The following is a 26,200-nucleotide window of genomic DNA, read 5'->3' on the forward strand; positions in this document are numbered from 1 at the left end:
TATTGGAGAATACGTCTTACTGGGCGACGGTCAAGCGCACCGACTGGACATTGAGCGGTGTCGGGGCGGAGAGCGCCAGAAAGTTGGGACGCTTGGGATCCGAGGTCAGCGACTCGCCCGGCAGGCTGAGACGGATCTCGTTGATGCCGGCCTTGGCCAGCTTGACGGTGGTAGTGAAATCGTGACCCAGTGCCACCTTGAGCAGGGCGCCGGCCTGCGGGCTGTTGACCCGGGCCTGGATGGTCAGCTCTTCCGGCTGTGCCTGCTGTTTGGGCAGCACGAAATAGAGGCCACCCTGGCCGCTCAGTTCGGTGCCATCCGCGCTCGGTTTCTTGGCCCAGCCTTCGCTGGAGAGGAAGCGGCTCGGCTTGGTCAGATTGAGCTCGTTGCCGGGCTGGTAGGTCATGCTGGAGTTGTGCTCCCAGAAGCGGGTCTTGCCTTCCAGGTAATAGAGCTTGTAGGCCAGGCTCACGTTGGGGTGGGCGGCCAGATAGAGGGTGTAGAGATAGAAACCACTCAGCGCCATGATGGCGGTCAGAAAACCAAACTTTTTGTACGTCATATCACTCTCTGCGCCTCACGGTTTGTAGGCTGATTTCGCGCATATGCTAATCCAATTGCAAAAAAAGCATAGTGGATCACAAAAATATATTTGGTCACATATTAACCCCTTTCTGATTGGTGTTCCAAATGTCGCTTCCTCCTCTTTTTAGCTAGCCCCCAGGCCCTGTTGTGGCGGGCTGGCCGGGCCCCTTTTCTGCTCGGGCGATGCCGCTTTTTCGGTGCCCCGATCATGGTCTGCATCCCTGTGGCAGGATCTGTCGCCATTTTGCCGAGGCCGATTTATGATGAGCTGATACGCCGTCAAGGATGACCCATGAAGCTGAAACTCTGCTGCTGGATGCTCTGGTTGCTGACACCGCTGGTATCGGCAAATGCGCTGTGCCCTGCTCCCTTGCGGATCGGTTATGACAACTGGCCGCCCTATCACTATTACCTCGAGTCCGCGGCCGGCAAGAAAGAGCTGCAGGGCTTTGCCATCGAGGCGCTCAACGCCATGCTCAAACGGCTGGATTGCAAGGCCAGCTACGTGGAGATGCCCTGGAAACGGGTGTTGCACGGCCTGGAGCTTGGAGTGGTCGACATCGCCATGGAGGCCTACTTCAACGAGGATCGTGCCCGTTACGCCTGGTTTTCCTATGCCTACAATCCGGGCCGCAGCGTGCTCTGGATCCGCAAGTCAGGCGCCTATGCCGACACCGATCTGGCGAGCTGGCTGGCCGACGGGCATACCCTGGGGGTCACCAAGGACTACTACTACGGCGCCGATATCAGCGAGCTGCTGCGCCGTTATGCCGCCCAGGTGAGCGTGGTCAACGACGAGCAGAACTACGGCAAGCTGGTGTTGGGTCGCATCGACGGTTTTCTCGGCGATGTGCTGGCCACCCCCTGGGGCTTGAAGAAGGAGGGGCTGAGCGATCTGATCGTCCCCCATGCCATGGCCGTATATGAAGCACCGACCTTTTTCATGTTCAGCAAGAAACGGTTGTCTCCCGAATTCGTGCGGGAGTTCAATCGCGAACTGGCCAAGTTTAAAGCAACAAATGAGTATGACATTATCTGGCGGCGCTATGCGCCCGCCGGCTAGCAAAGTCGCGGGTATTCACGCATGATGAGCGCCTTGGCCGCCGGGTCTGACGGATTGAAGTGAACCTATCTTGAGGTAAGCATGGGGAAGAAATATTGGCTGGCATTGGCAAACCTGATCTGGCTGGGCTGCTGGCCAGCGGCCATGGCACAGGCCAGCGAAGGCCAGGTGGTGGTGAGCAATGCGGCGGAGCAGCACGACTGGTATCAGAACCGGACGGCGGAGCAGGCCAGGCAAGAGCTGGAGCAGCAACTGCAGGAGGCCGTGCTGGCCCAGCTGCACCCGGATTTCTATACGCTCTGGAAGAAACTGCAGGCCAAGCCGGCGGATCAGCGTGGCGCCCTCTATGACGAGGCGTTTGGCAAGCTGGCCCGGTTCCAGCAGGCCTGGCGCGCCATGGATCTGGTCTCCCGCGAGCAGATGCAGACCCTCAAACTCAATCTGAACAAGCCGCTGGCTCACGAGCCGGCCGGCGACAACCTGCTGGAACAGGTCAAGCAGCTCAGACCCCAGGTCGCGGAATACGAGGCGGTGCGCGAGGAAGTGCGCAAGCTGCTGGCGCTGCCCATGGCCAAGAGGTGGCCGACCCTGACCATGCCAACCCTGCGAGCCGGCGAGGTTTCCCCGGAGCTGGGCCAGATCCGCTCCATCCTCAACGAGCTGGGCGACACGGCCCCGCGCCATGACGACGCCACCTACGACGACGACACCCTGCAGGCGGTCAAGCAGTTCCAGCGCCGCCACGGCCTGACCGCCGACGGCATCATAGGCCGGCAGACCCGCAGCTGGCTCAACACCGGGCCCGAGGTGCGCGCCAGCCTGCTGCTGCGCAACCTGTGGCGACGCGATCTGGTGGATCAGCTCTCCGGTGCCCGCTACGTGCTGGTCAACATCCCCGACTATCGGCTGAGCGTGGTGGAGTCCGGCAACGAGGTGTTCACCAGCCGGGTGATCGTCGGCAAGGAGCAGCGGGCTACCCCGATCCTCGCCAGCGAGATCCGCTCCATCGTGCTCAACCCGGCCTGGCACGTGCCGCGCTCCATCCTGAGCAAGGACATTCTGCCCAAGCTGGGGCGTGACCCCGCCTACCTCAATCGCGAGCAGTTCGAGGTGATCGACGGCGAAGGCAATCCGGTGCAGTTCACCGAAGAGGGCTGGCAGCAGGCATTGGCGTCCGGTTTCCCCTATCGTCTGCGGCAAAAGCCCGGCGATCACAATGCACTGGGTCGCTACAAGTTCTATCTGCCCAACAACGAGGCGATCTACCTGCACTCCACCCCGCGCAAGGCGCTGTTCGAGCAGGGCGCGCGCGCCTTCAGTTCGGGTTGCATCCGGGTGGAGCACGCCGACGATCTGGCCGAGTTGCTGCTGGCGGACTCCCGCTACCAGCCCGACAAGGTGGCCAGCATTCTGAAGGAGAGCCAGACCAAGTGGCTGCCGCTGACCACTCCGATCCCGGTGTTCACCGTCTACTGGAGCAGCTGGATCGATGAGGAGGGACGTCAGCAACTGCGCAACGACATCTATGGATTTGATCGAGTCAGCTACCAGAGTCGCCTGCTGTGATCCTCGCCACAGAGTGAAAAGCCCGGCCTGCGCCGGGCTTTTTCATGGCCCCTTGCGGTTTGACAGCGGCCGGCTCGGCGGGTAGTTTCAAGCGCCTGTATCAAATTCATTCAACGGTTTCACCTCAACATTGCGATGGACGGACAAGGGATGCTTGATCAAGAGATAAGCCGACGTCGCCTGCTGCTGGGTGCCGGTTGCCTGCTGGGGGGCTCGCTGTTGTCCTTCCCCGCTATGGCGAGCCGCAGTACGGCGGGACGTGAACTCAGCTTCTTCAATCTCAATACCGGCGAGCGGGTGCGCACCAGCTACTGGGAAGATGGTCGCTATCTGAAAGACGGGCTGGCCGAGCTCAACCACATCTTTCGCGACTACCGTCGCAACGAAGTGTTCAACATCGACAGGAAGCTGTTCGACCAGCTCTACCTGCTGCAGCACAAGCTGGGTCGCCACGGCGAAATCCAGCTCATCTCGGGCTATCGCTCCCCCGTGACCAATCGCCAGAAGCGCAGTCGCAGCCGCGGGGTAGCCAAGCATAGCTACCACACCCTGGGGCAGGCGGTGGACGTGCGGATCCCCGGGGTACAGCTGGCGCACCTGCGCAAGGCGGCGCTCCATCTCAAGGTGGGCGGCGTCGGTTACTACCCGAGCGACAACTTCGTGCATCTCGACACCGGGCCCGTGCGCAGCTGGTAACGGCGGTTTGCTGGCCGCATCGGCCCGGCGGGTGACTGGTCAGCGGGGTGGTCGAGCTGGTAGGCTCTGGACACCATGCAGAGGAGAACCAGATGAAACATATTTTGCTTGGCGGGCTGATTGCCCTGCTGCTGACCGGCTGTGGCAAGCTCAACCGCGAAAACTACGACAAGCTCAAGATGGGGATCAGCTACGCCGAGGCGAGCAGCATCCTCGGCAAGGCCGAGCGTTGTGACGATGCGCTGGGCACTACCAGCTGCATCTGGGGCGACGAGGGCAAGAACATCAAGATCCGTTTCATCGCCGACAAGGCGACCTTCTTCAGCTCGGAAGGGATCAACTGAGGTAGTTGCAGCCCCCCTGCCCAACAAAAAAGCGCCTGACCGGCGCTTTCTTGTTGGCTGTGATCCGTACCGGCTCGCCAGAAGCTGGCGCGCTCAGTGCGCGGCGTACTGATAGTGAAAGGTGGGCAGCCCCCACTTGAAGCGCACCGCCAGGAGGCGCAGCACGAAGCCGATGCCGATGGCACCGAAGGCGGCCCAGTCGTTGGGCAGGCCCTGATCCAGCGCCAGGCAGTAGAGGGCGGCGGTCACCAGCGAGATGGCGGCATAGAGCTCGCGGCGAAACACCAGCGGAATGCGCTGGCAGAGCAGATCCCTGAGCACGCCGCCGAAGGCCCCCGTCACCACCGCCATAATGCAGGCGATGCCGGCGCCGTGACCCATTTCCAGCGCCCTGGCCGCACCGAAGATGGAGAAGACCACCAGCCCCAGGGCATCGAGCGCCATGAACAGCTTGCCGAGATAGCGCATCAGCGGTGCCGAGATGACGCCAGCCATGGCCGCGCCGGCGACCAGCAGCACATACTCCGGGTGTTCGACCCAGAGCAGGGGGTAATGTCCCAACAGTACGTCGCGGATGGTGCCGCCACCGATGGCCGTTGCCGAGGCGATGATCACCACGCCGAACAAGTCCATCCGTCGCCGGCCCGCGGCCAGCGCGCCTGTCATCCCTTCGGCCACCAGGCCCAGCAAGAAGAGTGCATGTAACATGAGATATCCCAGGGTGCGAGAAAGGCCCGCATCCTAACAATCTAGCGCTGGCGGGACAAGCAAACTCATATATGCATTAGATTAAGTAATGAAAAGGGGGCTTTCGCCCCCATTTTTCATCATGCTTGTCCGGGTCAGCGTTTGAGCTGTTCGCTGCGGTAGTGATCGACCCACATGGCGGTGGCGCCGCAGATGGCGACCGGCATCACGAACAGGTTCACCACCGGGATGGCGGAGAAGAGGGTGACCAGGGCGCCGAAGCTCAGGCACTTGCCGCGGCGCTGCTTGAGGGCGTCGCGCATGGTGATGAAGTCGATCTTGTGATTGTCGAACGGATAGTCGACATACTGGATTGCCATCATCCAGGCGCTGAACAGGAACCAGAGCACAGGCGCCAGGGTCTGGCCCACCACCGGAATGAGGAACAGGATCAGGCAGCCGATGGCCTTGGGCAGGTAGTATTTGAGCTTGATCCACTCGCGACCGAAGGTGCGTGGTACGTCCTTGACGATGTCCAGCATACCGGTGTCGTTGGCCGCCTCGCCAGTGAGCGCCTGCTCCACCTTCTCCGCCAGCAGGCCGTTGAAGGGGGCGGCTATCCAGTTGGCCACCGAGCTGAACAGGAAGGAGAAGACCACCAGTATGGTAATGAGGGCGATGGGCCAGAGCAGGTAGTCCAGCCAGTCGAGCCAGCTCGGGATCTGCTGGTGCAGCCAGGCGAACAGGCCATCCAGCTGCAGCAGCAGGGCGTAGAAGGCCCCGGCAAACAGCACGAAGTTGACCAGCAGGGGGATCAGCACGAAGGTGCGGATGCCGGGCTGGCGAATGAGGGAGAAGCCGCGCAGAAAGTAGTCTGCACCGCTGATCGAGTCTTTTACCATACGGGGGGAGTGGCTCATCGGAGCTCCATCTGTTCATGGGAAACTGCCAGCATATTACAAACAAGCTTTTGATTTGGTAAAGTCGCCTGCCCGCCTCCTCTTTATTTCGTTACCGACATAGGCCGCCATGCGTCTGAAATTGATCAAACTCGCCGGCTTCAAGTCGTTTGTCGAGCCGACCCGCATCGAACTCAACGCCGACATGACTGCCGTGGTGGGGCCCAATGGCTGCGGCAAATCCAACGTCATCGACGCCGTGCGCTGGGTGCTGGGGGAGAGCTCCGCCCGCCATCTGCGTGGCGAGAACATGACCGACGTCATCTTCAACGGCTCCATCAACCGCAGCGCCCACGGCCGCGCCTCGGTGGAGCTGGTGTTCGACAACCCCCACAACCGGGTGCCCGGCGAGTTCGGCCGCTTTACCGAGATCTCGGTGCGCCGCGAAGTGCTGCGTGACGGCTCCAACCACTACCAGATCAATGGCCAGAAGTGCCGCCGCAAGGACGTGACCGACCTCTTCCTCGGCACCGGCCTCGGGCCGCGCAGCTACGCCATCATAGAGCAGGGCACCGTCAGCCGGCTGGTGGAGTCCCGTCCCGCCGATCTCAAGCTGTTCATGGAAGAGGCCGCCGGGGTCTCCCGCTACAAGGAGCGGCGCCGGGAGACCGAACAGCGTATCCGCCATACCCAGGAGAACCTGGAGCGCCTCGGTGACATTCGCGGCGAACTGGGGTCGCGCCTCGACCATCTCAAAGCTCAGGCCGAGACCGCCGAGCGCTACAAGCAGCTCAAGAGCCGCAGTCGCGCTGCCCGCGCCGAGCTGATCGGCTCTGAACTGTGGGCGCTGGAGACGCGTCTTTGCGAGGCCAAGACCGAGCTGGCCCAGACCGAGCAGGTGCTGGCGGCCCTCGATGCCAAGCGCACCGCCGATGAGGGGCGCCACGTCACCCTGTCGGTCGCCCGCCAGGAGGCGCAGGCCGAACAGGCCAGCCGTCAGCAACAGATTTTTCTCGGCGGCCAGGCCATCGCCCGCCTCGAGCAGCAGCAACTGCACCAAACCGAACTCGGTCGAGACTGGCAGGCAAGGCGGCAGGCCCTCGGTGAGCGCATCGAGGGGCTCAAGACCCAGCTGGCCGGCCAGCTGGAACAACTGGGCGAAAGCACTCTGCAGGGGGAGGTGGCGTCGGCGCGCCTCGAGCAGTGTGAGCAGTTGCTTACCGACCAGCAGAGTGTGCGCACGGCGGCGGGCGAGCGGCTCGAGCAGGCGCGCCAGCGCCAGCAGCAGTGGCAGCAGCAGCTTGGCCAGTTGCAGGGGCGGCTCAACCAGACCCGCGCCGAGGTGAACGGCCTGCAGGAGCTGCAGGCCAAGACCCGGTTGGCCCGTCTCAAGCTGGAAGATGAACAGGCCGGGCCCCTCGGCGGGGAGGAGGAGAACCTGCAACCGGCGCTCGATGCGTTGGCGGCGACGCTCTCGCTCTCCCGCGCCCGCCATGAAGAAGCCGAAGCGGCCTGGCAGGCCGGCGTGGCCCGTCATGAAGAGCTCAAGGCAGAGCAGGGGCGCCAGCAGGGCTTGTTGCGCGAACTGGAGGCTCGCCTCGCTACCCTGGATCAGATCCTGGGGGAGCAGATGGCGGGCGCCACCCTGGCGGATCGGCTGCAGGTCCCCCCCGAGTGGGCCCGGGGGCTGGATAAGGTGCTCGGTCGCTGGTTAACCGCCACCCCGGCGGACGAGTGCAATCTGGCGCAATCCGGGCTCTGGATTGGTCCGGCCCGGCCGGCGGTTGCCGGCACCTTGGCGGCGCAACTGGGCGGTGAGCACATACCCGCCTTCCTCAACGCCATCTGGCTGGCAGAGAGCCGGGAGGAGGCGCAGGCCCGCCTGCACAGCCTCTCTGCCGGTGAGTCGCTGCTCACTCCTGCCGGTGACTGGTTCGGCCCCAACTGGGCGGATCTGGGGGAGGGCATGGCCCTCGGCACCCTGGCGCTGCTCGGCGAACGTGAGCGGTTGCACAGCGAGCTGGCCACGGGCCGGGAGGCGCTGCGCCGGCTCGATGAACAGCTTGCCGCCGCCGATGCGGCGCGGGCCCAGCTGCACAGCGCCCATGAACTGGCCCAGCGCACCCTGCGCGAGCAGGAGCAGCAGTGGCAGCAACTGCGCGAGGCCTGGAGCCTGCGTGAAGGGCAGCGCCAGGCGCGGTTGCAGCGCCTCGGCCAGCTGGGAGAGGAGTTGATCCGGCTGGATAAGGAGCAGGCTGAGGAGGCGCAGCGGCTGGTGTCGGCCGGGGAGCGGCTTGAGCAGGATGAAGCGGCCCTTGGCGAGCTGCAGGAGCAGGGGGAGCTGCTTGCCGAGGCGCTGCTGCTCACCCAAGAGCAGGCGAGCGCGGCGGATCGGGCGGTGGAAGAGGCCCGCCTGCGTCGTGAACAGCAGCAGGCCGCCTGCCAGCGGCTGCAACTGGAGCAGCAGAACCTGCGCCAACTCATCACCCTGCGCGAGCAGGAGCTGGCCCGCCTCGGGCTGGAGCTGGCCGAACTCAAGGAGCCGGGGGCCACTTCGAGTCAGGATCTGTCGCCCCTGCTGGCCGAGCAGCGCAGCCTCGAGGAACAGCAACTTGCCTGTCATCAGCGGCTTGCAGAATTGGAGCGCCAGTTGACCGAGCTGGAGCAGGCCAGAAGCGCCGACCACAAGCAGCTGGTGCAGATACAGGAGAAGCTGGCGACCCTGCGGCTCGAGCGCGAACGCAACCTCACCCGCCGGCAGGGGCTGCACGAGCAGTTCGAAGAGCTGGGGGTACGGTTGGTGGATCTCGATCAGGCGGTGCTGATTGCGGCTGATCGCGGCAAGCTGCGCCAGGAGATCCAGACCCTGGAGGCGCAAGTGGAGGCGCTTGGCGCCATCAATCTGGCGGCGCTGGAGGAGTATGAAGAGGCGAAAACCCGCGCAAGCTACCTGGAAAACCAGTGCCAGGATCTGGAGCAGGCGCTGGAAACCTTGAGCCAAGCCATTAAAAGAATTGATAAAGAGACACAAATACGCTTCCGTGACACTTTCGATAAGGTCAACGAAGATTTAAAATCCCTGTTTCCAAAAGTGTTCGGTGGGGGCAGTGCCTGGCTTGAACTCACCTCCGATGATCTTTTGGAGGCCGGAGTGAGCATCATGGCGAGACCTCCGGGTAAGAAGAATGCTACCATTGCCCTGCTTTCCGGGGGGGAGAAGGCGTTAACCGCTCTTGCGCTGGTTTTTGCCATCTTCAGACTCAATCCGGCACCTTTTTGTCTGCTGGATGAGGTGGATGCACCGCTCGATGAAGTGAACGTCGGTCGCTTCTGTTCTCTTGTCAAAGAGATGTCGAGCACAGTACAGTTCGTTTACATCAGTCATAATAAGGTCTCCATGGAGATGGCTGAGCAGCTGGTTGGCGTCACGATGCAAGAGCCCGGGGTTTCGCGCATAGTGTCGGTCGATATCGGTGAAGCCGTCGCTTTGGCTGAGCAAAACTAGAAAGAGAAGCAGCTAATGCAGGAATTGCGTTACATCTTGGTTGCCCTGGGCGGTATTGCCATCGCGGCATTGCTCATTCACGGGTTGTGGAGCAACAGAAAGAATCGTCAGGCACCGATCAAAGAGAAACCTCTGGGCCGGATGGAATCCAAATCACGGGACCGTGACAACGACGCCTTCGACAGCGATGGTATCGGTCAGGTGCGAGTGGTCAGCGGTGGCCGTCGTGCCGAGCCCAAGCTCCACCATGATGAACCCCGCCAGCCGGACGTCAGTCGTCGCGCCCCTGCGCCCGCCTTCGATGATGAAGAAGATGATGACGCTGATCTGCCGCCGCCCGTGGTACGCAAGCCTGCCGCTCGCCCCGTGCCCCCGCCTCCCGTCTATGAAGAGGAGGAGTATGAGGAGCCGGTCGCCGAGCCCGTCGAGGAGGTGCCTGCCGCGCCGGTGCGCAAGCCTGCCCAGGTGATCCGTCGTACCCCGGTTCACCGTTCTCGTCCCCAGCGCGAGCCGCTGCTGCAGCCGCTGGACGAAGAGCCGCTGGTGGAGCCAGCCTACGCCACCGCACCCACCTTCGGTGCCCGTGAACAGGTCCAGGCCGCCGCCCCCGAATACAAGGCGCAGCCCCGTTACGCAGCCCCCGAGCCTGCCTACGAGGAGCCCGCCTATGAAGAGCCGGTGCCGGAGCCGCAGATCGAACGTCAGCCGGTCGAGAAGATCTGGCAGGATGTCTATGTCATCAACCTGATGGCGCGCCCCGGTCACGATCTGCAGGGGGCGACCCTGATCTCTTCCCTGCTGGCGCTGGGCTTCAAGTTTGGCGAGATGGACATCTTCCATCGCCACGAGGATCTCAACGGCAAGGGTGAAGTGCTCTTCTCCATGATCAACATGGTCAAGCCGGGTACCTTCAACCCGTACCGGATGGAGCAGTTCACCACTCCGGGTGTGTCGCTCTTCATGCAACTGCCGCTGCGCAGCAACGCCGCCTTTGCCTTCGAGCACATGCTGCAGTCTGCCGACCAGCTGGCCAGCGATCTCGATGCCATGCTGACTGACGTGGATCGCAGCCCGCTGAGCGACGAGACCATCGCCCGTTACCGGCACGAGCTGGCCGCCTACGAGGCCAGTCGCGACTGATACGCCAGGCGGGTCGAATGAATCAAAAGTGCGGTACCCAGGTGCCGCATTTTTATTGGTCCGCCGGCCAGTTTTTCCATCACACTTCGAGACTTTTTCATGAGCGATATCCTCTCCCGCCACCGTCAACTGTGTGAGCTGCTTACCGAATATGGGCATCAGTACTATGTGCTGGACAACCCCACAGTGCCGGATGCCGAATACGACCGCCTGATGCGCGAGCTGATCGCGCTGGAGGCCGACCATCCCGAGCTGAAAACCCCTGCCTCGCCGAGCGTGCGGGTGGGCGGTCAGCCGCTCACCGCCTTCAAGCAGGTGCGCCACGAGATCCCCATGCTGAGCCTGGACAATGTGTTCAGCAGCGAAGAGCTGCAGGCGTTTGAACAGCGCATGAGCGATCGCCTCAAGCGGGAGGTCAATTTCACCTTCTGCTGCGAGCCCAAGCTGGATGGCCTGGCGGTGAGCCTGCTCTATGTAGACGGCCAGCTGGTGCAGGCCGCCACCCGGGGCGATGGCACCACGGGTGAGGAGATCACCGAGAACGTGCGCACCATCAAGGCCATTCCCCTGACCCTGCGTGGCGAGGGGTGGCCGGCTCGGCTGGAAGTGCGCGGCGAGGTGTTCATGCCCAAGGCGGGGTTCGAGGCGATGAACGCCAGGGCGCTGGCCGCCGGCGAGAAGGTGTTTGTCAATCCGCGCAACGCCGCCGCCGGCAGCCTGCGCCAGCTCGACTCGCGCATCACCGCCAGCCGTCCGCTCAGCTTCTACGCCTATGGGGTGGGGGTCGGTGGCGAGCTGCTGGGAGATTCCCACTACGGCCGCCTCACCCGGCTCAATGCCTGGGGGCTGCCGCTCAGCTCGGAGGTGAAACTCAAGGAGGGGGCTGCCGGTTGTCAGGCGTTCCATGACGACATCCTGGCCCGCCGTGGCGCACTCCCCTACGAGATCGATGGCGTGGTCTACAAGGTGGATGCCATTCCCCTGCAAGAGGAGCTCGGCTTCGTGGCCCGTGCGCCGCGCTGGGCCACCGCCCACAAGTTCCCGGCCCAGGAGGAGATGACCCTGCTCGAAAACGTCGAGTTCCAGGTCGGTCGCACCGGCGCCGTGACCCCGGTGGCCAAGCTCAAACCTGTGTTCGTCGGCGGCGTCACCGTCTCCAACGCCACCCTGCACAATGCCGACGAGATTGAGCGCCTCGGCGTCATGATCGGCGACACCGTGATCGTGCGCCGGGCCGGGGACGTGATCCCGCAGATCGTGGCGGTGGTGGAGGCCCAGCGTCCAAGCGATGCCCGTGAAATCCTCTTCCCGACCGAGTGTCCGGTGTGCGGCTCTGCGGTAGAGCGGCTGGAAGGGGAGGCGGTGACCCGCTGTTCCGGCGGCCTGTTCTGCGAGGCGCAGCGCAAGGAGGCGATCAAGCACTTCGCCGCACGCCGCGCCATGGACGTGGACGGTCTCGGCGACAAGATAGTGGAGCAACTGGTGGACAAGGGGCTGGTGAAGACCCCGGCCGATCTGTTCGGCCTCAACGCCATCCAGCTGGCCGGGCTCGAGCGGATGGGGCAAAAATCGGCCCTCAATCTGGTGGCGGCCATCGATGCGGCGCGCAGCACCACGTTGCCGCGCTTCCTGTTTGCGCTGGGGATCCGCGAAGTGGGGGAGGCGACTGCGCTGAACCTCGCCAACCACTTCCTCACTCTGGACGCCCTGCGTGCCGCCTCGGTGGAGCAGCTGCTGGAAGTGGCCGATGTGGGGGACGTGGTGGCCAAGCATGTCTACTACTTCCTGCGCCAGCCCCACAATATCGAGGTGCTGGAGGCCCTGCTGGCCGCCGGTATCCACTGGCCCGCCATCGAGAAGAAGGAGGCAAGCGATCAGCCCTTTGCCGGCAAGACCTTCGTGCTGACCGGCACCCTCACCACCTTGTCGCGCAACGACGCCAAGGCGGCGCTGCAGGCGCTCGGCGCCAAGGTGGCGGGCTCGGTGTCGGCCAAGACCGATGTGCTGGTGGCGGGGGAGGCGGCGGGCTCCAAACTGGCCAAGGCCCAGGAGCTCGGCATCACCGTCTGGACCGAAGAGGAGTTGCAGCAGGCGCTGCAGGGCTGAGTCGCTGGCTCAACCAGATAAACGAAGAACCCGGCCATGCCGGGTTCTTCGTTATGAGGGCAATGATCGAGGCTCAATCACGCCAGAGGATCTTGTAGCGCCACTTGTCGGGCAGGGTGAGCTGCCAGCGGGCCAGCTCGCTCTTGCTGAACACATACTCGCCGCGCAGGGCAGCCCGCGGCGCCAGGGTCTTGGGCTGGGCTCCCTCCAGAATGGCATTGACCAGTTCGGCCGCCTTGGCCCCCTGATCGTGCCCATCCAGCACCAGGCCGCCGATGGCCTTACCCTTGCCCACCGTAAACTCCCAGAAGCAGAACAGCGGCACCGGACTGTGGGCACTGGTCCACTCCAGCACCTGGCGTTCATCCACGTGGCGGCCCTGCTCATCGATGAGGGTGTGGTAGAGGCCGATAAAGATCGCCTGATAGCCGTTCTGCCTGGCATTGAGCACGGCCTCCTGCCACAGGTCGTAGTCGCCGAGCAGCTGGCTGTTGACCCGGGTCTGGCCGACCCGCAACTCGGTCTGGGTCTTGAACTCATCCTCGATGGCGGTCAGGGCCACGTTGCTCGAATCAAACAGCACCAGTGCCTTCTTGATCCCCCCCATCAGCTGGCTCATCTCGCTGATGTTGCGCTTGAGCAGGGGGCGCTCCAGCACGCCGGTGATCTTGGGGTGGCCGACCAGCCCCTTGTGGCGCGGGTTCTCGTTCATGCCGAGGAACACCACCGGGGTGCCGAGGGAGGCGATGCTGGTGGCCAGGTAGTTGATGGCGTTGTCATCGCCGAGCACCACCAGATCCGGTTTCACCTGGTGGTAGTAGGCGAGCGCCCGTTCGGCGATCTGGTCGAACTCTTCGGCGGGGCGGCGTTTGGTATCCATGTAGAAGTGACTGATGTGGTGCTCGCCCTTGAGGTTGGCCACCAGGCTGGCGTTGTAGCTCTGATCCCACAGGTACTCGGGATGGTAGCTGCTGATCACCAGGATCTCGGCCGCCCACAGCCGCAGCGACAGGGGGCACAACAGCAGTAGCAGCAACAAAGGCTTGGTCATATGGCTTCCCATCGGCACAGAGGTGTTGTCATTCATTATGTTCACTCCTGGGCCAGCCGGTGCCGGTCAATTACTGTCGGAAGGGAAATCTTTTTCTCGCTGGCCGGCATCGGGCGCTAGCCCGCACCAGGCTTGGAGGTGGTCTCGTGTGGTACCTTTTATGGCTGGTCGGGAACTGCGCCACTCGCCTCAAAACCTGTTCTGGATCAAGAAATACGACCCCGCTTTGGTGCCTAATAGACACCACATATAGGGCTGCATTCGTTTTTAATCCCTATATGTTGTGTTATTAAGCTGTGTAAAAGCTGTTCCCTTCTCGTCGTCAGCCCAGGCTTGTCAAGCCTCGGCTGAATTTATTTGCGCCGAGGACGAGGCGTGGAGAAGGGGGCCAAACAAGGGTAAGCCGAGGGCGAGAGCCCGGCCTTTTTAACGGGGAAACTCCATGAAACCGGTTGTGATCAAACGTGATGGATGTCGCGCACCATTCAATGCCCAGCTGATTGCCGAGGCGGTGGGCCGAGCGGCGGAGGCGGTCAATCAGGCCAGTCCGGCGCTGGCAGAGCGCATTGCCGCCGCCGTCAGCCAAGAGCTGGAAGGGCGGGGAGAAGTGGACATCCACGAGATCCAGAACCGGGTCGAGAACCACCTGATGGCCTCCGACGATAAGGCCATCGCCCGTGCCTACATCGAATACCGTCACGACCGGGATCAGGCTCGCGAGGCCCGCGGCCGGCTGGCCCAGGAGATCCGCGGCCTGGTGGAGCAGACCAACGCGGCCCTGCTCAACGAGAACGCCAACAAGGATTCCAAGGTGATCCCGACCCAGCGCGACCTGCTGGCGGGCATCGTCGCCAAGCATTACGCCACCAGCCACATGCTGCCCCGCGACGTGGTGCAGGCTCACGAGAGCGGCGATCTGCACTTCCACGATCTCGACTACTCCCCCTTCTTCCCCATGTTCAACTGCATGTTGATCGACCTGAAGGGGATGCTGACCCACGGCTTCAAGATGGGTAACGCGGAGATCGACACTCCCAAGTCCATCAGCACCGCCACCGCGGTCACCGCTCAGATCATCGCCCAGGTGGCGAGCCACATCTATGGCGGCACCACCATCAACCGCATCGACGAAGTGCTGGCTCCCTACGTGACCATCAGCTGGGAGAAGCACCGGGAAGTAGCGGTGGAGTGGGGCATCGGCGATGTGGATGCCTACGCCATGGCCCGCACCGAGAAGGAGTGCTACGACGCCTTCCAGTCGCTGGAGTACGAGGTGAACACCCTGCACACCGCCAACGGTCAGACCCCGTTCGTCACCTTCGGCTTTGGCCTTGGCGACAGCTGGCAGTCACGCCTGATCCAGCGCGCGATCCTGAGCAACCGCATCGCCGGCCTTGGCAAGAACAAGAAGACCGCCGTGTTCCCTAAACTGGTGTTCGCCATCAAGGATGGCCTTAACCACAAACAGGGCGATCCCAACTACGACATCAAGCAGCTGGCGCTGGAGTGCGCCTCCAAGCGGATGTATCCGGACATCCTCAACTACGACCAGGTGGTGAAGGTGACCGGCTCCTTCAAGACCCCGATGGGTTGCCGCTCTTTCCTCGGTGCCTACGAGGAGAATGGCGAGCTGATCCACGAAGGTCGCAACAACCTCGGCGTGGTTAGCCTCAACCTGCCACGCATTGCCCTGAAATCCCGCGATGAAGCGGATTTCTGGGACAAGCTGGACGCCGCCCTGCGGGTCGCTAAGAAGGCGCTGATGTATCGCATCGAACGTCTCGACGGGGTCAAGGCCCGGGTCGCTCCCATCCTCTATATGGAAGGTGCTTGCGGTGTGCGTCTCAAGGCCGACGACAACGTCAGCGAGATCTTCAAGAACGGCCGCGCCTCCATCTCCCTTGGCTACATCGGGGTACACGAGACCATCAACGCCCTGTTTGGTGACTCGGTACACCTGTTCGACAGCGCCGAGTTGCAGCAGAAGGCCATCGCCATCATCGAGCACCTCAAGGCCGCGACCGATGAGTGGAAGGAGGAGACCGGCTACGGCTTCAGCCTCTACTCGACCCCGAGCGAGAACCTCTGCTCCCGCTTCTGCCGCATCGATGCCAAAGAGTTTGGCGTGGTGCCGGGTGTGACCGACAAGGGCTACTACACCAACAGCTTCCACCTCGATGTGGAGAAGCAGGTCAACCCCTACGACAAGCTGGACTTCGAGGCGCCCTATCCGCCCATCGCCAGTGGCGGTTTCATCTGCTACGGCGAGTACCCCAACATCCAGCACAATCTGGAAGCGCTCGAAAACGTCTGGGATTACAGCTATGACAAGGTGCCCTACTACGGTACCAACACTCCCATCGACGAGTGCTACGACTGCGGCTTTACCGGCGAGTTCGAGTGCACCTCCAAGGGCTTTACCTGCCCGCGCTGCGGCAACCACGACCCCGCCAAGGTATCGGTGACCCGCCGTGTCTGCGGTTACCTCGGCAGCCCGGATGCACGCCCCTTCAATGCGGGCAAGCAGGAAGAGGTGAAGCGCCGCGTCAAACATATGTAACGTATTGGTTGCATTAATTGTGGCGTTAATGCAACCATACTTATAGACATCATGGGGAGGTAAAAATGGATCTTTCTCTTTTAGTTCTGTCTTATGAAACAGAGCAAGGTAAAAATAAGATAAAAACTATAAATAGAGATACTTAGGTTTTATTTTCTCTTCCTGATGTTGTTAGGGTTCTAATCGCAGAGAATCGCTTGCACTCTACTACTGAAAATAATGTTGGATTTGATGGTTTTTATCGAGCTCAAATGGAGGCTCTAGAGTCTGATGAGCAACAAATAATATATAGCCAATCAACGTTAAATGATCCTGGACATGAACTGTATGTCACTCAGCCTGGGTTGCTGCGGATTCTCTCTAGAGACAAGAGCCCTGCCTGTAAACGATTCCAGCGGTGGGTCTTTCATGATGTCATTCCATCAATTATAAAGCATGGGGTATACCCACCACCCGTTGAACAAGAGTCTGATATAAAAAGGCTTACAAAGTTATTTTTGAGTGAAATTGAAGCTAGAGAAAAGCTTGAGCAAGAAACTAAGCTTAAATTTTTAAGAACAGATGAAAAGTTGCTTGAGTTATCATCTGAGATAGAAATGTTGAAGCATTCGTCATCAGATGAAGAATTGGACTATGTAGATATAAATATTTTTGGCTCTCATCTTCCTTATTCTGATAGATATAGCTTGTTCTGTGAATGTATGAATTATTGTATTAAAGAAAAAATTGGAATGAGAAAAATTATTTCTGCTGGCACAGAGATAAATAAACTTGTCCCACGAGCAGTGGTTGAGTTGCATATAGCTAAATGAATTATCACCAATACTATCCGGTCGATGTGATCAACGGCCCCGGCACCCGTGCCACCCTGTTCGTCTCGGGCTGCGAACACCAGTGCCCCGGCTGCTACAACCAGAGCACTTGGCGGCTCGATGGCGGCAAGCCGTTCGATCAGGCGATGAGCGATCGCATCATCTCGGATCTTAACGACACGCGCATCAAGCGGCGGGGACTGTCGCTCTCCGGCGGCGATCCGCTCCACCCCGCCAACGTGCCTCATGTGCTGGCACTGGTGCGGCGGGTGCGTGCCGAGTGCCCCGGCAAGGACATCTGGTGCTGGACCGGCTATCTGCTTGGCGAGCTCAGCCCGGCCCAGCGCGAGCTGGTTTGTTTACTGGACGTGCTGGTGGACGGCAAGTTCGAGCAGGGGTTGGCGGATCCCGGCCTGCTCTGGCGCGGCAGCAGCAATCAGCAGATCCACGACCTCAACGCCTGGCGGGAAGGAGGGGAACGGATCCCCTGTCTGGTTTGCAGTTGAGGCCAGGGATGTTTATGGTTAGCCCATTCCAATCCCTGTGACATCGTTGACGAGGAAATCCGAGATGAACAATCTGCTCAAGATCCTGCTGGCCATCTTCCTGCCGCCGGTCTGCGCCTTTATCCAGGTGGGCTTCAGCCTGCATTTTCTGATCAACATAGTGCTGACCCTGCTCGGCGGCTTACCCGGCATGGTGCATGCGCTCTGGCTGGTGGTGAGCGACAAGCGCGGCTGACGTTGAGCCTCTTTGCTAAAAGCCAACCCGATGGGGTTGGCTTTTTTTATGCTGCTCAAACGGGTTCCGATTGTTACAGTAATGGGCCGGCAATCCTGCCGGGGAGGGGTGACCCCTCTGATCTGACTCAACAAGGAGTGTTGAATGGATTTGAAGGTCTTGCTGCTGGGCACTGTGCTCGGCCTGCTGGGGGGCTGTGCCAGCCCGAGCCCGACTGTGAAGCTGAACCAGCCGCCGCTGGAGGTGACCATGGCGGAGCTTGGCAAATACTGGGTGCAGGATGGCGAGGTGCCCCCGTTTGAACCGGTGGGAGGCGCGCCAGCCAAGCGGCCCGTCAAGGGCTATGTGGAGATCCGTTATCTCATCGACTCCAACGGCAATCTGTTCAGCCCAGAGATCCTGACCTCGGAGCCGCCCGGCGTGCTGGACCTGATCGCCCTGTCGGGGCTGGCCAAGACCCGTTATCGAGTGTCGGAGCAGAACCCGCAGGCCATTCCGGTGCGAGTGGTGGGTCGCTACGAGATTGAAGTGGAGTAATGAACAACCCCGGCCTGGCCGGGGTTGTTGTTTACTGCTGCTTGCAGTCGTTGTAGGCGCTCTGCCACTCCCCGTCCTTGTCGCGCATCTCGACAAAACCCTCGTTGCCCTTGTTCCACCAGACGGCCTCGTGATCGTCGGTGTAGCGGGCGCCGGAGGCAGAGACGATCTGCGGCAGGGTGTAGTCCTTGCCGTCCGGCAGCGCCAGCTTGACGAAGTTCAGGCTCTGATCGGAGAGGGCGAAGTAGCGCACCTGTACCCGTTGGCCCTGTTCGCACAGATAGGTGACGGGGTCGCCGCCGGTCACGCTCAGGGGGTCGGCGCCGCGTTCGCAGCCGCTGAGCAGGGTCAGGGTCGTGATGCCCAGCAGCAGAAGGTTGGCGTGCTTCATGTTGATTCTCCATCGGTGTCATCCGGGCGTGATCCTAACAGCTTGCCCAAGGGGGGCAATGCCGCTCGACCCGACTTGCGTCGATATGCGTCCATGGGCGTCAAAAGAAGCACTAATGAGTATGGGCTCAATGCAGGCCTAGTCTGGCCTCGAAGGCGCGCACCAGCGCCTCGTAGGTGCCGTTGTTCCTGATCTTCTGCAGCCCCTCTTCGAAGCGACTGGCCATCTCCTCACCCCGGGGGTGGGCGCGGGAGAAGGCGAGCCAGAAACCGTCGGTGGAGATCTTGCCCACCTTGACCACCTTCCCGCTCAGCTGTTTCTGCTGGATCTTGAGGTAGCCCGGCATCTCGTTCATCAGGATGTAGTCGACCCGGCCACGCACCAGCATCTCGATGATCTGGGTGTCTGACTTGGCCTGAAAGCGGGTGATCCTGGAGTTTTCCATGAAATCGGTGGGGTAGGTGTAGCCGAGAGTGATGCCCACCGTCTTCTGTTCCAGCGAGGTGAGCTTGAGATCCCGGCGCGGTTCGCTGGCCAGGGCGAAGATGGCGAGATCCTCCTCGAACATGGGGGTCTCGTGCCAGAAGTACTGGTAGCGGTTCTCCTCGGTAATGGTGGCATCGAAGCAGCCGAGCACCTTGTCGCTGCGCGCCTCGTACATGCAGCGGGCGAAGGGGATGGTGCGAAACTCAACGTCGACCCCCTCGGCGGCAAAGGCCGCCTTCACCAGCTCGGGGGCCAACCCCCGCGGCTGGCCGCTCTCTTTGTCGAGAACGCAGTAGGGGGCCCAGTCATCTTCCGCGGCGATCAGTACAGACTCGGCCCGGGCGCTTCCCACCATCAGCAGAAGACAGATAACCAGCCAGTGAATGTGGGTTGCGTGTGCCATGGTCTCTCTCCCGTTGCCAACTGCCCTAGCAAGCATAGTTGCTGGGGCTGGCCGCAGGCGCTGCCAGATACAGGGCAAAAAAACGCCCCGGTAGGCATAGCGGGGCGAAAGGCGCACATCCTTGAGCTAACAACAGGGGGTCAATAACCGAACCGGGTGGCCTCGAAACGGTTAAGCAGTCGGTGGATGAGGTAACAGGCCAGCAGGGTGGCGACGATGGCAAACAGGATGCTGCTGACCCGGTAGAGGGCGCTGAACACCAGATCGTTGCCGGGCGTCAGGTACTGGCCGAACAGGATGCCGAGGGTGGTGAGGGCGCCGAAGCCGACCCCGGAACCGCTCGCCTCCTTCACGTGGGCATGACTGAACAGCATGGCGCCGAGCCAGAGCAGGGGGGCGACCAGGATCAGCAGTCCGGACCAGTCGTAGAGCACCAGTTGGCCGACCAGGCCGAAGCTCACCCCGAGCAGGGTGCCCATGGCCCGCTTGCGGGCATAGCTCAGGGCGCCGTCCCAGTGCATGGGGAAGAGCACCAGCAGAGTCGTGGCCTGGGCCGACATGGAGTCCCGCAGATCGAAGAGCTGGAACACCATGAAGGAGAGGGTGGCGATGCTGGCGCCAAGCAGCGCCTCGTGCCGCATCCGGTGCGGTGCCTTGGGGGAGGGGGCTGGCTTGGGGCGCTCCTCCACGTCAGGGATGAGCGCCGTCATCAGGTAGGCGATGAGCACCGACAGCACGCTGGCCCACAGGTTGCTGAAGATGAGGTCGTTGAGATCGGTCTGCGGGTAGCTGGCAAAGTGCAGCATGATGCTGAGGCTCAACACGCCGTTGGCACCGAACAGGAACAGGCTGCCCCGCGACATGGCGGCGAAACGGTAGAGAAACAGCAGGAAGGCGATGGGGATCATCAGGCCGGGATGGCCGCCGAACAGCCCCCCCAGCAGCCCCACTTCCAGCCCGCAGACCACGGCGGCGGCGATCAGCTGGCGGGCGGCATGACCGTTCATCACCGGCACCATGCCCAGCAGCAGTACAGGCGTCACCGTATAGAAGACGCCGTAGTTCCAGCCGAACAGCTTGCAGAGCAGAAAGCCGCTGGTGCTGCCAAAGGCGATGCGCAGGCATTGGCGTAGTTCATTGGCGGTGAGGGGTCTGTGCCACAGGTTCATTGCCGTCACCTCAGTAGATGTAGTGCAGCAGGCTGAGCAGGCGGATCTGGGCGCGGGCCAGCAGCCCGGTCAGGGCGTTGTCGGGCAGCAACTGCACGGTGGCGCGGGCTCCGGCCGGCAGATGGGCGGGTAGCTGTTCCAGCGCCAGGTGCAGGCGCAGACGCTGAGCGTCGCGCACCCAGCGATCCGACTCGGTGGGGCTGGCCAGCTGGCCGTTGGCATCGAACTGGCCGGCGCTGACCCCGGCATCCAGGCTGGTGACCCGGGCGGGATAGAGGCGGCCCGGCTCGCCGTCGAAGGCGACCAGGGCCAGGCTGTCCTGATCAACGTGGCGCAGGCTCTTCTCGCGAAAATCGGCGATCACGTCCACCTGCTCGGAGACCAGCGCCAGCAGCGGGGCGCCCGCCGCGGCGAAGCTGCCGGGTTTGAGCTGCAGGTTGGTGATGATGCCATCCTGGCTGGCGTGGACCCGACTGTAGGCGAGGTTGAGCTCGGCCTGGGCGAGGCGGTTGCGGGCCTGGCGCAGCAGCAGGTTGTCGTCGCCGGGCAGGCCGCGGTTGACCCTGGCCTGGGTCATGCGTGCCTTGCTGGCCAGCAGGTTGGCCTGGGCGGTGCGAAACGCGCTGTCGGCGTCATCCTTCTGCTGCTCGGAGACCATGTGGCGGCGATAGAGGGCGTCGATACGCTCCGCTTCCCGCAACTTGAGGGCGGCCTGGGTCTGCAGCGAGCTGAAATCGGCGCTGGCGGCGTTGAGGGTGGCATCGAGCTGGCGATTCTGCTGCTCGGCCTGGGCCAGGGCGAGGCGAGCCTGCTCTACCGCCAGCTCGAAGGGGGCCGGGTCGAGGGCAAACAGCAGGTCGCCCTGTTTGACGTGCTGGTTGTTGGCGACAGCCACCTCCATCACCTTGCCGCTGACCTGGGGCGCCATCTTGGTGACGACGCGGGTTGCCATGGCCTGCGGGGTGAGCGGCATCTTGAGGTCGGCCAGCAGGAAATAGGCAAAGACCAGCACGAAGGCGCTCATGGCCCATTTGATCCAGCGTTGGAATTGTTGATCCGGGGTCATCTCATTCTCTCTCTTCACTCTGCGCACCTATCTTGCCAAGGGCATTGGCACAGATGCGGTGCACGATATCTTCAAACTGTTCCAGCTCCCGCTGGCTGATGCCGGCGAGCAGCTCCCGGCGTATCTCCATGATGCGATCTTCAATCTGGTCGAGCAGCGCCTTGCCGGCCGGGGTCAGGGTGACGATGCGGGCCCGCTTGTCCTGGCTGCAGCAGTGGCGTTCCACCAGACCCTGCTCTTCCAGCTGGCCCAGGGTGCGCATCAGGGAGGGAAGTTCGATCTCCAGCGCCTCGGCCAGGGTCTTCTGGCTGAGGTGGCCGCCGAGCCGGCTCAACTTCCACAGCGCCGTCCAGCGGGGATGAGTCAGGCCGAGGGGGGCCAGCTCGAGATCGGCCACGGTGCGCCACAGCCGATGCAGCCGGCCGACCCGCTCGGCGAGGGAGAGCTCGCGCAGCATTTCCAGGTCCTTCATCATGGGGGTGTCTCCTTTTACTTAGCTTGCTAAGCATTGTAATTGTTTAGCAGGCTAAGTAAATAGTGTGATCACGATCTTGTTTATGAAATTTGGAGGTAGGTCTCTCGTGGAGCTCAAGCTGCATGGGTGAAAGGGGTGAGCCGGGCTCTGTGGCCCCTTTGAGTGAATCAGGAGGCTGGATATGGTCGGCAGGGCCCGGCGAAATAAAGAGAGTCGTTTATTGGGATGGCATGAAAATAGTCACAGCTTTTTATGTGCGCCATAATTAGACGATGCAAAAAAATATTATATAAATGCGGCACTCTGTTTTTTATTCACTAATATTGATGAGTCAGCTAAACAGGGAGATGATAGCTGTGGAACGATATGAATCGGGTGACGCCCATCTCGCCATCGAGAGTCTGCTGGTGGACGTGGAATATGTGGTCGACGGCCATTATGGACTCAGCCTGGAAAATGCCGAAACCTGTCATGAATTTGACCCTGCCAATATTCCATTGTTATTAGCCGAATAGTCTTTCGGCTGGTGACATCCGCACGTCAAATTGAGAGGGCAGCCTGTCACAGGGCCTGCCCTCGCTGTTTATCCTCTTGCTGCAAGCTGCCATTGCCAGCAGGAGTACCATGCTTGTAACAACCTCGGCGCTCGCTGTCGAGCTGTCATCGTCCTCCTTATTTCTCACCCGGCAGATCCTGGCCGGAGCCTTTTTGGTGATCAGGGGATCACCCTTGCCTTGTACCGGGTGATCATTCACCACTGCCAAACCTGACAGGCCATTATTGTTGGTTGCAGTGCTGGTTATTTGATCGTTATTTGACAATGACCGCTTCAAGCGCCGCTTTAAAGTGCAAAAGAGCGCGCGTCGGGGGGATTTAATGACGACGACGGGGACCAAAATACCCCCATGTAAAATGGGTGACAACCTTGCCCGCAGGCCATAGCGTTTAAGAATTTAATGTTTTTATATGCCTTTGTTGGCGGGCTAACCGACAGAGGGAGCGGAGATCTCTAGAGTGGCGCCACACCACACGCTGGAGCATAACAATGAAAAACCTCTCTACCCCACACACCAGAACCGCCCTGTTCGGCGGTCGACAGATTGCCGGCATGCCCATGATGATCTTTCTGGGCCTCGCCACCTGCGTACTCTTCTCGGGCTGGAACGGCTCGCTGCCGCTCGGCATGGTCGGCGCGCTGGCGCTGATGTTCGTGCTCGGCACCCTGCTGACCGAGCTCGGCGAGCGCATCACCCCCATCCGCGAATACCTGGGGGGTGGCACCATACTCGCCATCTTCGGCGGCGCCGCCCTGTTTGAATACCGGATCCTGCCAGTCGAGGCGGGTCAGGTGATCATCGGCTTCATGAAGGAGGGGGGCTTTCTCAACTTCTTCATCGCCAGCCTGGTGACCGGCTCGGTGTTCGGCATGAGCGGCGCCCTGCTGAAGAATGCCGCCATGCGCTACCTGCCGGTGATCCTGGGGGGCGTCGCGCTGGCGCTGCTCAGCGTCGGTCTGGTGGGTGCCCTGATGGGGTATGGCTTCAAGAATGCGGTGCTGCTGATCGGTCTGCCCATCATGGGCGGCGGCATGGGGGCCGGCGCCGTGCCGCTGGTGGAGATCCTCTCCGGGCCGCTGCAGATGTCGAGCGCCGATCTGCTGTCGCGCATGGTGCCGGCGGTAGTGATCGCCAACACCCTGGCCATCCTGGTGGGCACTCTGCTGGCCCGCCTCGGCCGCCGCTACCCCGCCCTGACCGGCAACGGCAAGTTGATGATAAAAGAGAGTACAGATAGCGTGGCCGAGGAGAATACGCAGGCGCCGACGCTGGAGAGTCTGGGTCTGGGCCTCTTCATCAGCTCAAGCATGTTCGTGCTGGGCTCATTGCTTGGCAACTTCATCCCCATGCACCCCTTCGCCCTGATGATCCTGGCGGTGGCCGTCATCAAGGTGAGCGGCCTGCTGCCCCGTCGTTACGAGCAGGCGGCGGCCGATTGGTACCAGTTCGTGGTCACCAACCTGACCCCCTCTCTGCTGGTGGGGATCGGAGTCGCCTACACCAGCATCCCCGAGCTCATCAGCGCCTTCTCCGTCAGTTATTTCGTGCTGGTGCTGGTGACCGTGCTCGGTGGCGCCCTGGGGGCGGCGCTGGTAGGGCGGATGATCGGCTTCTACCCCATCGAGGCGGCCATCACCGGTGGCCTGTGCATGGCCAACATGGGGGGCACGGGTGATGTGGCCGTGCTCTCGGCGGCCCAGCGCATGACGCTGATGCCGTTCGCCCAGATCTCCTCTCGTCTCGGGGGCGCCGTCATGCTGATCCTGGCGACCCTGCTCATATCGCTGCTGGCATAAGGAACAAGATAATGAACGACATCATGATGGGCACCAGTCTGCCCTATGCCGAACGCAAGCGTCAGGGATTGATGGGGCGCATGCCCCACAAGGAGGAGTCGCTGGCCCAGCAGCGACGCCGCATCTACCGGCTGGTTTCGGCCATGCAGAGCCCGTTTGATCAGCACCTGCTGCTGCGCCAGCTGCAGGAGGACAACCCGGTGCTGTTCTACGAGCTGGTGCGCCACCACCTGCCGGAGCTGTTGCCCATCATCTACACCCCTGTGGTGGGGGAGGCGTGCCAGCGCCACAGCGATCTCTATCTGCGCAGCCACGGCCTCTACCTCTCCTGGCACGACCGGGACGAGCTGGACCACATCTTCGCGGCGGTGGAGCAGGAGGTGGACGTCATCGTCATCTCCGACGGCGAGCGGGTGCTGGGGCTAGGCGATCTCGGCATCGGCGGCATGGGGATCTGCATCGGCAAGCTGGCGCTCTACTCCGCCGCCGGCGGCATCAACCCGGCCCGCACCCTGCCCCTGTGCGTGGACGTGGGCACCAACAACCCCGAGCTGCTGGAAGATGACTCCTACCTGGGCTGGCAGGCCCGGCGGGTGGATGGCGAGCCCTATTACCAGTTTATGGACAAGGTGGTGGCGGCAATTCGCAAACGCTGGCCCCAGGTAGTGCTGCAGTTTGAAGACTTTGCCGGCAAGCATGCCGCGAACCTCCTGGCCCGCTACCGCGACGAGCTTTGCATGTTCAACGACGACATCCAGGGCACGGCGGCGGTGGCGTCGGCCTGCGTGCTGGCGGGCTTGCAGCAGGTGGGCAGCGCGCTGGCGGATACCCCGGTGCTGATCGTTGGCGCGGGCTCGGCCGGCTGCGGTATCGCCGCCATGCTGGCCCAGCTGGCGGGCAGCCCGGAGCGAGTGCAGCTGTTCGATCAGGACGGTCTGGTCTGTCTGGACCGGGCCGGGCTCACCCCGGCCCAGCAGCCGTTTGCCCGCCCGGCGGGGGAGGCGTGCAATTCCCTGCCTGCGCTTATCGAGCGGCTGCGCCCCGGGGTGCTGATCGGGGTGAGCGGTCAGGGCGGCCTGTTCGACGAGGCGGTGCTGACGGCCATGGGGGTGGTGTGCGAGCGGCCGGTGATCCTGCCGCTCTCCAATCCCACTCGCAGTGCCGAGGCGACCCCGGCCCAGGTGTGGCAGGCCACCGGCGGGCGGGCCCTGCTCGCCACCGGCAGCCCCTTCCCGCCGGTGGAGGTGGACGGCGTGCCACGGGTGGTCTCCCAGTGCAACAACGTCTATGTGTTCCCGGGCATTGGTCTGGGGGCCTGCGCGGTCAAGGCGCGGCGCATCAGTGACGGTATGCTGCGGGCGGCGGTGCAGGCGGTGGGCGCCTATCCGCTGGCCGAGGGGCGGCTGCTGCCCCCCATCGAGCAGGTGGGGGAGGTGGCCCGCGCCGTGGCGAGGGCGGTGGCGCTCTGTGCCCGTGCCGAGGGGCTGGCCGATTTTGCCGGTGATCCCGCACCTTTGATTGACCAGACCTGGTGGCGCCCGCACTATTGGTCCGCGTCCTGATGT

At 62.2% G+C, this 26,200-nt stretch carries 24 protein-coding genes; 15 read left to right on the forward strand and 9 right to left on the reverse strand.

What is annotated here, in order from left to right; translation table 11 throughout:
* Positions 1-16 precede the first annotated feature (16 nt).
* Entirely contained in the window at positions 17-562 is a 546-nt protein-coding gene (locus AB5Y95_RS13385) for a hypothetical protein (protein WP_005303374.1), read from the reverse strand.
* Positions 563-877: 315 nt separating this feature from the next.
* On the opposite strand from AB5Y95_RS13385, the gene AB5Y95_RS13390 reads away from it, so the two are divergent.
* The 4 genes from AB5Y95_RS13390 (at position 878) to AB5Y95_RS13405 (ending at position 4,254) form a co-directional block, all read left to right on the forward strand.
* On the forward strand, positions 878-1,648 hold the full coding sequence (locus AB5Y95_RS13390; protein WP_368161337.1) for a substrate-binding periplasmic protein: 771 nt from the start codon (positions 878-880) through the stop codon (positions 1,646-1,648).
* Between the two features lie 81 nt (positions 1,649-1,729).
* The gene (locus AB5Y95_RS13395; RefSeq protein WP_211051606.1) at positions 1,730-3,214 is read left to right on the forward strand and encodes a murein L,D-transpeptidase; all 1,485 of its coding nucleotides are present in this window, start codon (positions 1,730-1,732) and stop codon (positions 3,212-3,214) included.
* 150 nt (positions 3,215-3,364) lie between these two features.
* Positions 3,365-3,910 carry a DUF882 domain-containing protein gene (locus AB5Y95_RS13400; protein WP_005303369.1) on the forward strand — a complete coding sequence of 182 codons (546 nt, stop codon included), beginning with the start codon at positions 3,365-3,367 and terminating at the stop codon, positions 3,908-3,910.
* Between the two features lie 92 nt (positions 3,911-4,002).
* On the forward strand, positions 4,003-4,254 hold the full coding sequence (locus AB5Y95_RS13405) for a hypothetical protein (protein WP_005303367.1): 252 nt from the start codon (positions 4,003-4,005) through the stop codon (positions 4,252-4,254).
* Positions 4,255-4,347: 93 nt separating this feature from the next.
* Here the strand turns inward: AB5Y95_RS13405 and AB5Y95_RS13410 are convergent, their stop codons facing one another.
* Together AB5Y95_RS13410 and cysZ are read right to left on the reverse strand one after the other, a co-directional pair.
* Positions 4,348-4,962, reverse strand: coding sequence for a trimeric intracellular cation channel family protein (locus AB5Y95_RS13410; protein ID WP_005303366.1), 615 nt, complete (start codon positions 4,960-4,962; stop codon positions 4,348-4,350).
* A gap of 134 nt (positions 4,963-5,096) precedes the next feature.
* Positions 5,097-5,861 (reverse strand): sulfate transporter CysZ, encoded by a 765-nt coding sequence (gene cysZ, locus AB5Y95_RS13415; protein ID WP_017779872.1) that lies wholly within the window; start codon positions 5,859-5,861, stop codon positions 5,097-5,099.
* Between the two features lie 109 nt (positions 5,862-5,970).
* Here cysZ and AB5Y95_RS13420 point away from each other — a divergent pair, with 109 nt between their 5' ends.
* The 3 genes from AB5Y95_RS13420 to ligA all read left to right on the forward strand — a co-directional run bounded on the left by AB5Y95_RS13420 (position 5,971) and on the right by ligA (position 12,591).
* Entirely contained in the window at positions 5,971-9,345 is a 3,375-nt protein-coding gene (locus AB5Y95_RS13420; RefSeq protein ID WP_368161341.1) for an AAA family ATPase, read from the forward strand.
* A gap of 15 nt (positions 9,346-9,360) precedes the next feature.
* Positions 9,361-10,485 carry a cell division protein ZipA gene (gene zipA, locus AB5Y95_RS13425; protein WP_368161343.1) on the forward strand — a complete coding sequence of 375 codons (1,125 nt, stop codon included), beginning with the start codon at positions 9,361-9,363 and terminating at the stop codon, positions 10,483-10,485.
* 99 nt (positions 10,486-10,584) lie between these two features.
* Positions 10,585-12,591 (forward strand): NAD-dependent DNA ligase LigA, encoded by a 2,007-nt coding sequence (gene ligA / locus AB5Y95_RS13430; protein WP_368161345.1) that lies wholly within the window; start codon positions 10,585-10,587, stop codon positions 12,589-12,591.
* 73 nt (positions 12,592-12,664) lie between these two features.
* Here ligA and AB5Y95_RS13435 read toward each other — a convergent pair whose 3' ends face one another.
* The gene (locus AB5Y95_RS13435; RefSeq protein WP_017787821.1) at positions 12,665-13,642 is read right to left on the reverse strand and encodes an ABC transporter substrate-binding protein; all 978 of its coding nucleotides are present in this window, start codon (positions 13,640-13,642) and stop codon (positions 12,665-12,667) included.
* Between the two features lie 442 nt (positions 13,643-14,084).
* Between AB5Y95_RS13435 and nrdD the strand changes: the two genes are divergently transcribed.
* The 5 genes from nrdD to AB5Y95_RS13460 all read left to right on the forward strand — a co-directional run bounded on the left by nrdD (position 14,085) and on the right by AB5Y95_RS13460 (position 18,292).
* Positions 14,085-16,202, forward strand: a complete 2,118-nt coding sequence (gene nrdD, locus AB5Y95_RS13440; protein WP_368161347.1) for an anaerobic ribonucleoside-triphosphate reductase — start codon at positions 14,085-14,087, stop codon at positions 16,200-16,202.
* A 197-nt stretch (positions 16,203-16,399) separates the two neighbouring features.
* Positions 16,400-17,014, forward strand: a complete 615-nt coding sequence (locus AB5Y95_RS13445) for a Bro-N domain-containing protein (protein WP_368161349.1) — start codon at positions 16,400-16,402, stop codon at positions 17,012-17,014.
* Entirely contained in the window at positions 17,011-17,520 is a 510-nt protein-coding gene (gene nrdG, locus AB5Y95_RS13450; protein ID WP_368161350.1) for an anaerobic ribonucleoside-triphosphate reductase-activating protein, read from the forward strand. Before AB5Y95_RS13445 ends, nrdG begins: the two co-directional genes overlap by 4 nt.
* Before the next feature lie 64 nt (positions 17,521-17,584).
* Positions 17,585-17,755 (forward strand): YqaE/Pmp3 family membrane protein, encoded by a 171-nt coding sequence (locus AB5Y95_RS13455; protein ID WP_005343870.1) that lies wholly within the window; start codon positions 17,585-17,587, stop codon positions 17,753-17,755.
* Between the two features lie 144 nt (positions 17,756-17,899).
* Positions 17,900-18,292 (forward strand): energy transducer TonB, encoded by a 393-nt coding sequence (locus tag AB5Y95_RS13460; protein ID WP_337079384.1) that lies wholly within the window; start codon positions 17,900-17,902, stop codon positions 18,290-18,292.
* A gap of 31 nt (positions 18,293-18,323) precedes the next feature.
* On the opposite strand, the gene AB5Y95_RS13465 is transcribed toward AB5Y95_RS13460, so the two are convergent.
* The 5 genes from AB5Y95_RS13465 to slyA form a co-directional block, all read right to left on the reverse strand.
* Positions 18,324-18,683 carry an MliC family protein gene (locus AB5Y95_RS13465; protein ID WP_368161352.1) on the reverse strand — a complete coding sequence of 120 codons (360 nt, stop codon included), beginning with the start codon at positions 18,681-18,683 and terminating at the stop codon, positions 18,324-18,326.
* Positions 18,684-18,810: 127 nt separating this feature from the next.
* Positions 18,811-19,572 carry a substrate-binding periplasmic protein gene (locus tag AB5Y95_RS13470; RefSeq protein ID WP_368161354.1) on the reverse strand — a complete coding sequence of 254 codons (762 nt, stop codon included), beginning with the start codon at positions 19,570-19,572 and terminating at the stop codon, positions 18,811-18,813.
* Positions 19,573-19,712: 140 nt separating this feature from the next.
* Positions 19,713-20,741 carry a DUF2955 domain-containing protein gene (locus AB5Y95_RS13475; RefSeq protein WP_005303346.1) on the reverse strand — a complete coding sequence of 343 codons (1,029 nt, stop codon included), beginning with the start codon at positions 20,739-20,741 and terminating at the stop codon, positions 19,713-19,715.
* Positions 20,742-20,751: 10 nt separating this feature from the next.
* Complete coding sequence (locus AB5Y95_RS13480) at positions 20,752-21,807, reverse strand: HlyD family secretion protein (protein ID WP_017764157.1); 1,056 nt, start codon at positions 21,805-21,807, stop codon at positions 20,752-20,754.
* 1 nt (position 21,808) lies between these two features.
* Positions 21,809-22,282: a transcriptional regulator SlyA gene (gene slyA, locus AB5Y95_RS13485; RefSeq protein WP_010634735.1), complete on the reverse strand. Its 474-nt coding sequence runs from the start codon at positions 22,280-22,282 to the stop codon at positions 21,809-21,811.
* A 323-nt stretch (positions 22,283-22,605) separates the two neighbouring features.
* On the opposite strand from slyA, the gene AB5Y95_RS13490 reads away from it, so the two are divergent.
* From AB5Y95_RS13490 to maeA, 3 genes are all read left to right on the forward strand, one after another.
* Positions 22,606-22,797, forward strand: a complete 192-nt coding sequence (locus AB5Y95_RS13490; RefSeq protein WP_017764158.1) for a hypothetical protein — start codon at positions 22,606-22,608, stop codon at positions 22,795-22,797.
* A gap of 530 nt (positions 22,798-23,327) precedes the next feature.
* Positions 23,328-24,635 carry a 2-hydroxycarboxylate transporter family protein gene (locus AB5Y95_RS13495; RefSeq protein WP_042007937.1) on the forward strand — a complete coding sequence of 436 codons (1,308 nt, stop codon included), beginning with the start codon at positions 23,328-23,330 and terminating at the stop codon, positions 24,633-24,635.
* An 11-nt stretch (positions 24,636-24,646) separates the two neighbouring features.
* The gene (maeA, locus tag AB5Y95_RS13500; RefSeq protein ID WP_368161357.1) at positions 24,647-26,197 is read left to right on the forward strand and encodes an oxaloacetate-decarboxylating malate dehydrogenase; all 1,551 of its coding nucleotides are present in this window, start codon (positions 24,647-24,649) and stop codon (positions 26,195-26,197) included.
* Positions 26,198-26,200 lie beyond the last annotated feature (3 nt).

Source organism: Aeromonas sp. R5-3 (genome assembly GCF_040908225.1).
Classification (GTDB): Bacteria; Pseudomonadota; Gammaproteobacteria; order Enterobacterales; family Aeromonadaceae; genus Aeromonas; species Aeromonas dhakensis.